The organism is Cellulosimicrobium cellulans (genome assembly GCF_042723955.1).
Lineage (GTDB): Bacteria > Actinomycetota > Actinomycetes > Actinomycetales > Cellulomonadaceae > Cellulosimicrobium > Cellulosimicrobium cellulans_H.
This window is the reverse complement of the sequence record NZ_JBHXIC010000106.1, coordinates 5,917-13,149: the sequence shown is the minus strand read 5'-3', so window position 1 is coordinate 13,149 and position 7,233 is coordinate 5,917. Positions and strand designations below refer to the sequence as shown.

Below are 7,233 nucleotides of genomic sequence, written 5' to 3'. Positions count from 1 at the left end.
CCCTAGCCGTCCGGCGCGGCGCGCGCCGCCCCCCCCCCCCCCCCCCCCCCCCCCGCCGCGCCCCCCCCCCCCCCCCCCCGGGGGGCCCCCCCCCCCCCGGGGCCCCGCGTCTCCACGGACACGGGTGCGGCGTGTCGCCGTGCGTAGTACCGCGCATCGCGCGGTAGTGTGTATCGCGTGAGCCCGCCACGTCCGGCGGGCCGAGTGCCGGGACGGACCAGGGCCACGCCCGACGGAGGGTCGGATGGACACCACGCAGCTGCTCAAGGGGGTGCTCGACGCCGCGGTCCTCGCGGCGGTCGAGGCCGAGGACGGGTACGGGTACGACGTCGTGCGACGCCTGCGCGCCGCGGGGCTCGACGACGTCGGGGACGCGTCGGTCTACGGGACGCTGCGGCGCCTGTACGCGAGCGGGGCGCTGACGACGTACGTCGTGCCGTCCGACGCCGGGCCGCACCGCAAGTACTACGGGATCAACGCGCAGGGCCGGGCGATGCTCGACCTGCACCGCAAGGAGTGGCAGACGTTCGCGGGCACCGTGTCCGCGCTGCTGCGGACCGGAGAGGTGGCCGCCTGATGAGCACGACGACGTCCGCGCAGCAGCCCGCCGGGGCACCCGTGGGCCTGGCCTTCTACGGGCACGTCCACGCGTACGCGCAGCAGGTGCGCGCGCATCTCGCCGACCTGCGCCCGGAGCAGGTCGAAGAGCTCACCGACGGGCTCGAGGCCGACCTCGCCGAGGCGGTCGTCGACGCGCCGGGCGCGCTGCCGAGGCGCGGAGCTTCAGCAGGCGCGACCGGCGAGGGTTCCGCCGCCGCGGCCGCCGACCCGGGCGCGCCCCTCGCCGCCGGTCCCGACGACACCGGCCTCGACCTCGTCGCGCTCTTCGGCCCGCCCGCGGAGTACGCCGCCGAGCTGCGCGCCGCCGCGGGGCTCCCGCCCGCCGCCGCGCAGGGCGGAGCGCGCCGCGCCCGCATCGGGCTGCGCGGGCGGCTGCTCGTGCTCGGCGGGATCCTCTCGTCCGGGTGGCGCTCACTGTGGCGGCCCGTGACGTCGACCCCCCAGTGGGCGTCCGTCATGGAGTTCCTCCGGACGCTGACGCCCGCGTGGTGGATCCTGCGCGGCTGGGTCGCCTCGACGCTGCTGCTCTGGATGTTCGGCGGGTACCAGATCGCGATGCTGCCTCCGGACCTGTCGGCCCGGGTCGTCGTCCTCGCGGCCGTCGTGGTGAGCGTGCAGTGGGGGAGGGGTCGGTGGCTGCCCACGACGTGGCTGCCGAAGGTCGTGCGCCCGCTGTCCGTCGCGGCGGCGGTCGTCGCGGCACCGCTCGTCCTGCACGCCGCGGCGGCCGGGGCGTCCTCCTCCGTCTCGGGCTGGGAGAGCGGCTACCAGCAGGGTGTGGCTGACGGGCGCGTCGGGGTGAACCAGGTCGCGTACGACGGCGGAGGGCCCGGCGGTGACGGCGTGTGGGTCGACGGGATGCAGGTGTCCAACCTGTTCGTGTACGACGCGGCGGGTGACCCGGTGCGCGACGTCCAGGTCTTCGACGACCGCGGCCGGCCGGTGCGCACGGTGACGGAGGACGGTGCGTACGGATCCTGGTCCGTCCCGGACGTCGAGGGGGAGTGGTACTTCCAGCCGACGCTCTCGACGGACGGGCGTGAGCGCTGGAACGTCTACCCGCAGCGCGCGGTCGCCGCAGAGGACGTCGAGTACGCAGACGGCGACGGGCGGCCCGTCCCGGCGACGGGGACCCGCACGCACGAGATGCCGTGGCCGTTCCTCAAGGCGCCCACCGCGGTGCCGTCGAGCGCGGGTTCCGGCGAGGCGGCGTCGGGCACCGAGGAGCCGGGCACCGGCGACGCCGGCGACCCGGGCGGCCCCGCGCCGTCGGGCGACGCGCCGGACCCCGCGGACGGCACGGTGCCCGAGCCCGCGCCCACGCCGCCGGCGGGCGGCTCCCAGCCGCAGCCGGCGGGCCCGACTCCCGTCGTCGGCGCGATCGGCTGACCGGGCGACGCTGAACCTGGGCCGCTCCCCAGCTTGTCGCCGTGGGGATCGACCCGGGGCTCCGCGCCTTCCGCACCGGGCGGAATGTCGCGTCTGCCCCCTGCACGGCGTGAGCGTGGGGCGCGTCACGCCCGTCTGGCGGACGCTCCGGCTCGCCAGTGCCGCGAGCGGTAATACTCTGGAACCATGCCTCAGAATGACCTGACCTCGGTCAGCCGTGCCCAGACCGCTTCGCCGCGGCCCCGCAAGGTGCCCCGCGTCGTCGTCCTCGGCGGCGGCTCCGTGGGTCTGTACGCCGCGCGCCGACTGCGCAAGAAGCTCGGTCGCCGCGAGGCGGCGATCGTCGTCGTCGACCCGCGCCCGTACATGACGTACGCGCCCTTCCTCCCCGAGGCGGCCGCGGGCTCGATCGACGGTCGCGACGTCGTCGCGCCGCACCGCCGCGCCCTGAAGGGCGTCGACGTGCTCCAGGGCAAGGTCGTCGCGATCGACCACGGCGCGCGCCGCGTGACGATCCACCCGGAGGAGGGCGACGACTACTCGGTCACGTACGACCACCTGATCGTCGGCCTCGGCTCGGTGTCGCGCACGCTCCCCATCCCCGGGCTCGCGGAGAACGCGATCGGCTTCAAGAACGTGGAGGAGGCCATCGCGGTCCGCAACCACGTGCTCAACCGCATGGACGTCGCGTCGTCCACGTGGGACGAGCAGCTGCGCCGTCGCATGCTGACGTTCACGTTCGTCGGCGGCGGGTTCGCGGGCGTCGAGGCGATCGCCGAGATCGAGGACATGGCGCGCTACGCGACCCGCAACTACGCGACGATCGAGGAGAAGGACCTCCGCTTCGTCATGATCGAGGGCGCCGGGCGCATCCTGCCCGAGCTCAGCGAGCCCATGGCGGGCTACGCGCTCGAGGAGCTGAAGAAGCGCGGCATCGAGTTCCACCTCAACACGTTCCTGTCGTCGTGCGTGGACGGTCACGTCGTCACGTCGACGGGCGTCGAGTTCGACTCCGACACGATCGTGTGGACCGCGGGCGTCAAGGCGAACCCGGTCATCAAGGAGGCCTCCGACCTCCCCGTGGACAAGATGGGCCGCGTCACGGTGCTCCCGACGCTCCAGGTCGCGGACGCCGACGGCAACGTCGTCCCGAACGCGTGGGCCGCGGGCGACTGCGCCGCGGTCCCGGACGTGCTCAACCCGGGCAAGTTCTGCCCGCCGAACGCGCAGCACGCGATCCGCGAGGCCACGCGCCTGGCCGACAACCTCGCGCTCGAGCTGCACAGCGAGAAGCCGGTTGAGTACCGCCACAAGAGCGTCGGTACGGTCGCGTCCCTCGGCCTGTACAAGGGCGTCGCGGAGCTGTTCGGCGTGTTCAAGCTGCGCGGCGTGCTCGCGTGGCTCATGCACCGCAGCTACCACGTCATGGCGATGCCCACGGGCAACCGCAAGATCCGCATCTTCATCGGCTGGATCGGGCAGTTCCTCCTGGGCCGCGAGCTCGTGTCGCTCGGCTCCCTGCACGACCCGCGCGCGGAGTTCCGCGCCGCGTCGGTCCCGCCCAAGAAGGACGGCGAGCCGGTCAAGCAGACCGCGCAGGGCTCGGCGGCCGCGGCGGAGTCCGGCACGGGCACCGTCGACGCCGACGACCGGACGCCGGCGGCCAAGGCGTCCTGACGCCCGTCCGCACCCGCCGGGGATCCCCGGCACCTGCCCGACGACGAGGGGGGGCCCGCCCGGGGCGCGCCCCCCCCCGCGGGGGGGGGCGGGGCGGGCGCCCCCGCGCGGGGGGCCGGGGGGCGCACCCCCCCCCCCCCCCCGGCGCGGGGGGGGGCGCGCGCGGCCCCCCCCCCCCCGCGGCGTCCGGGCCGGTCGACGCCGACGGCCCGGGGAGCGCCGCGATCGCGGTAGATTCGGCCCCGCGCCCCCATGGCCCAACTGGCAGAGGCGGCCGGCTTAAACCCGGCGTGTTCCGGGTTCGAGTCCCGGTGGGGGCACCGAGGCTAGGAGAGCCCGGTCGGGCCGTCGGGCTCCGGCGGCGGCGCGGCCTCCTGGCCGAGGATCACGACGGTGCCGTCCGGGTCCTGCACGCGCGCGACGCGCTCGCCCCACGGCTGGTCCGTGGGCGGCTGGAGCACCGGCACGCCTGCCGCGGCGAGGTGCTCGACGGCGCGGTCGCAGTCGTCGACGTACACCCACAGCGCGGTGCGCGCGACGCCGTCCGGCATCGTGCCGTCGTCGCGCCCGATCCCGAGCGGCGACCCGCCGACGTGCACGCTCACGTACACGGGCGGTCCGTCGTCGGGGAACGCGTACTCGACGGTCCCGCGCAGCAGGTCGCGGTAGAAGACGAGCGACCGCTCCACGTCGGCCACGGAGAGGATCGGGAAGAGGCTGCGGAACATCGGCCTGGCTCCTCGGTGCGCACGGCTGGGTGTGCTCCCATCGTGCGCGCCCGACGCCGGTCGCGCGCCCCGGACCGGGTATCGCCCGCCGTCGGGACGGTCCGCCCCGGTCCGCGTCAGGCGGCCGCGTGCCCCAGGGCGCCGTCGAGGAACGCCCGGACGTCGGCGAGCTCGCGCGCGTCGATGCCGTGCGCGAGGCCGGGGTACACGCGCTCGACGAGCGTCGAGCGGTCCGGCAGCCACGCGGCGGTGCGGTCGACCGCGTGCGGCGCGATGACCCGGTCGTCGGCGCCCCGGCCCCAGAAGACGGGCGGGCGCGACGCGGCGAGCGCAGCGTCGGCGGGCTGCTCCGCGGCCTGGACGAACCCGCCGAGGACGACGGTCGCCGCCACGCGCTCGGGGCGCGTGCGCAGGAGCTGCGTCGCCATGAGGCCGCCCTGGGAGAACCCGACGGGCACGACCCGCCGCTCGGGCCCGAGCTCGGCGTCGAGCCACGCCCAGACCGCCTCGGTTGCGCGCGCGACGGGCTCGGGGTCGGGGTCGCCGGGCGTGACGATCGGGAACCATGCGAAGCCGCCGTGGGGGAGGGCGAGCGGGGCGCGCAGCGAGACCCAGGGCGCACCGAGGTGCGGGCCGAGCCCGGCGAGGTCGTGCTCGTGCGAGCCGTACCCGTGCAGCAGCACGACGACGGGCCCGGTGGCGAGCGGGCCCGCCGGGTCCGCGTCGGACCGGACGGCGACGAGGGAGGCCGGGGCGCTCATCGCGCGAGCAGCTCGTCGGTCGTCGTGCCGGGCACGGTCAGCGTGACGCGCGTGTCCCACGGGTCGTGCACGACGACGGAGCGGCCGTCGTCGGCGTGCTGCAGCCCGCGGGAGCGTAGGCGGGCGACGAGCGCGTCGAGGTCGTCGCGGCCGGGCACGGTGATCGCCACGTCCCCGAGACCGAGGCTCGCGGCGCGCGGCCCGGCGCCGGCGCTGTTCCAGACGTTCATCGCGACGTGGTGGTGGTACCCGCCGGCGGACGCGAACAGGGCGCCGCTGTACTCGGTGACCGTGGCCTCGAACCCGACGGCCTCGACGTAGAAGTCGTGGGCGGTCGCGATGTCGCCGACCTGGAGGTGGACGTGCCCCACGCGCCCGGCGAGCGAGGGCCCGGCGTCGAGCGCGTCCTGGGAGAGGTTCGCGCGCAGGTACGCGTTCGGGTCCAGGTACTCGGTGGCCATGAGGATCTGCCCCCGCTCGCGCACCCACGTCTCGCGCGGGCGGTCGGTGTACAGCTCGACGCCGTTGCCCTCGGGGTCGGTGAAGTAGAACGCCTCGCTGACGAGGTGGTCGCTCGAGCCGACGAACGACCCCCGGCGGTCCTGCGCCGCGCGGTAGACGGTCGCGGCGAGGCTCGGGGCGTCGTCGAACAGGAACGCCGTGTGGAACAGGCCGGCCTGGCGCCGGTCGACGGCGGGCAGCCCGGGCGTGTGCACGAGGCGAAGCATGGGCGTCATGCCGCGGCCGAGCACGCGGTGCACCTCGGTGCCGCGCGAGCGCTCCTCGAGCGGGGCGAGGGCGAACGCGCCCGTGTAGTAGGACGTCATCTGCTCGAGGTCGCCGACGCGCAGCGTGACGGCGTCCATGCTCGTGGACGGGGACAGGAGGCGGTCGGTCGGCGCGCCGGGGGTGCTCGTGGTCATGTCTGCTCCAACTTGTTGTCGCTACAACTATATTCCCACACGCCCTCGGATGCTCGTGACGTCGGCCGCGCTCCCTTGCTAGGGTCGCGGCGAACCACGCGGGGCGTCCCGCCCGGGCAACCGGGCCGAGGGACTGAGACGAGCGGTACGGCCGCGCGGACCCGTCGAACCTGATCTCGCTAGCACGAGCGGAGGAACGTGGGCATGACGACGCCTGCTGCCATCACCCTGAACCCTGTCCTCGCGGACGACCCGACCGCGCTCGTCCGGAAGGGGGAGACCGGCTTCACGGTCGACCTCGCCCGCCGGTACGCGCACCTCTTCGACGAGTTCTACGACCACCCGTTCCTCGCCGGTCTGCGCGACGGGTCGGTCGAGCCCGCCGCGGTGCGGCACTACGTCGGCCAGGACCACCAGTACCTCACGGCGTACCTGCGCTGCTACGGGCTCGGCATGGCGCTCGCGCCGGACCGCGGGTGGGCCGCGTACTTCCACGAGAAGGCGGGGTTCCTGCTCGACGACGAGTCGCACGCGCACCACGCGATGTGCGACTTTCTCGGCGTCACGTACGAGGAGGCGCAGACGAACCGCCTCGCCCCGAGCGCGCAGGCCTACGTCGACCACATGCTCGCCGCGGGCCGCGACTCGCTCGGCGTGCTGCTCGCCGCGCTCCTGCCGTGCCCGTGGACCTACATCTGGTCGGCGCGGCGGTTCTGGCTCGCCGAGCGGGACACGACGCCCGGCGCGATCGCGGACGACCACCCGCTCGCGGGCTGGTGGGAGTTCTACGCCGCCGAGCGCACCGAGGGCGTCCTGGCCGACCTCCGGGCACGCCTCGACGCGCTCGCCGCCGACGCGGGCGAGGCCGAGCGTGCCCGCATGGAGCGCGCGTTCGAGCTGAGCTGCCAGCACGAGATCCGGTTCTGGCAGATGGCGTGGTCCCTCGAGCGGTGGTGACGTCGCTCCGGGACCGGGACCGGGACCGGGACCGGGACCGGGACCGGGAGTGCCCGACGTCGGGCCTTACGCCAGCAGCAGATCCTCGCCGCGCGGGGGGGGGCGGACCCCCCGGGGGGCGGGGGGGGGGAGGGCGCGGCGGGGGGGGGGGCGGGGGGAGGAGCGCGGGGCGGGCCG

General features: G+C 75.5%; 7 protein-coding genes, 1 tRNA gene and 1 riboswitch. Of the genes, 5 read left to right on the top strand and 3 right to left on the bottom strand.

The window, feature by feature from the left end:
- Positions 1-244 precede the first annotated feature (244 nt).
- From ACFWH7_RS18995 to ACFWH7_RS18980, 4 genes are all read left to right on the top strand, one after another.
- On the top strand, positions 245-577 hold the full coding sequence (locus ACFWH7_RS18995) for a PadR family transcriptional regulator (RefSeq protein ID WP_047234130.1): 333 nt from the start codon (positions 245-247) through the stop codon (positions 575-577).
- Positions 577-2,010: a hypothetical protein gene (locus tag ACFWH7_RS18990; RefSeq protein WP_378218889.1), complete on the top strand. Its 1,434-nt coding sequence runs from the start codon at positions 577-579 to the stop codon at positions 2,008-2,010. Before ACFWH7_RS18995 ends, ACFWH7_RS18990 begins: the two co-directional genes overlap by 1 nt.
- A 186-nt stretch (positions 2,011-2,196) precedes the next feature.
- Positions 2,197-3,687 carry an NAD(P)/FAD-dependent oxidoreductase gene (locus ACFWH7_RS18985; RefSeq protein WP_047234132.1) on the top strand — a complete coding sequence of 497 codons (1,491 nt, stop codon included), beginning with the start codon at positions 2,197-2,199 and terminating at the stop codon, positions 3,685-3,687.
- 246 nt (positions 3,688-3,933) lie between these two features.
- Positions 3,934-4,007: transfer RNA gene (locus ACFWH7_RS18980), tRNA-Leu, on the top strand.
- 6 nt (positions 4,008-4,013) lie between these two features.
- Here the strand turns inward: ACFWH7_RS18980 and ACFWH7_RS18975 are convergent.
- The 3 genes from ACFWH7_RS18975 to ACFWH7_RS18965 all read right to left on the bottom strand — a co-directional run bounded on the left by ACFWH7_RS18975 (position 4,014) and on the right by ACFWH7_RS18965 (position 6,099).
- Positions 4,014-4,415 carry a VOC family protein gene (locus ACFWH7_RS18975; RefSeq protein ID WP_378218887.1) on the bottom strand — a complete coding sequence of 134 codons (402 nt, stop codon included), beginning with the start codon at positions 4,413-4,415 and terminating at the stop codon, positions 4,014-4,016.
- A gap of 116 nt (positions 4,416-4,531) precedes the next feature.
- A complete protein-coding gene (locus ACFWH7_RS18970) occupies positions 4,532-5,176 on the bottom strand; it encodes an alpha/beta hydrolase (RefSeq protein ID WP_378218885.1) in 645 nt (214 codons plus the stop codon).
- Positions 5,173-6,099 (bottom strand): VOC family protein, encoded by a 927-nt coding sequence (locus ACFWH7_RS18965; protein ID WP_378218883.1) that lies wholly within the window; start codon positions 6,097-6,099, stop codon positions 5,173-5,175. Before ACFWH7_RS18965 ends, ACFWH7_RS18970 begins: the two co-directional genes overlap by 4 nt.
- An 89-nt stretch (positions 6,100-6,188) precedes the next feature.
- Positions 6,189-6,313, top strand: a riboswitch (TPP riboswitch).
- On the opposite strand from ACFWH7_RS18965, the gene ACFWH7_RS18960 reads away from it, so the two are divergent.
- A complete protein-coding gene (locus tag ACFWH7_RS18960) occupies positions 6,304-7,056 on the top strand; it encodes a TenA family protein (RefSeq protein ID WP_378218881.1) in 753 nt (250 codons plus the stop codon). Its footprint overlaps the riboswitch before it by 10 nt.
- Positions 7,057-7,233 lie beyond the last annotated feature (177 nt).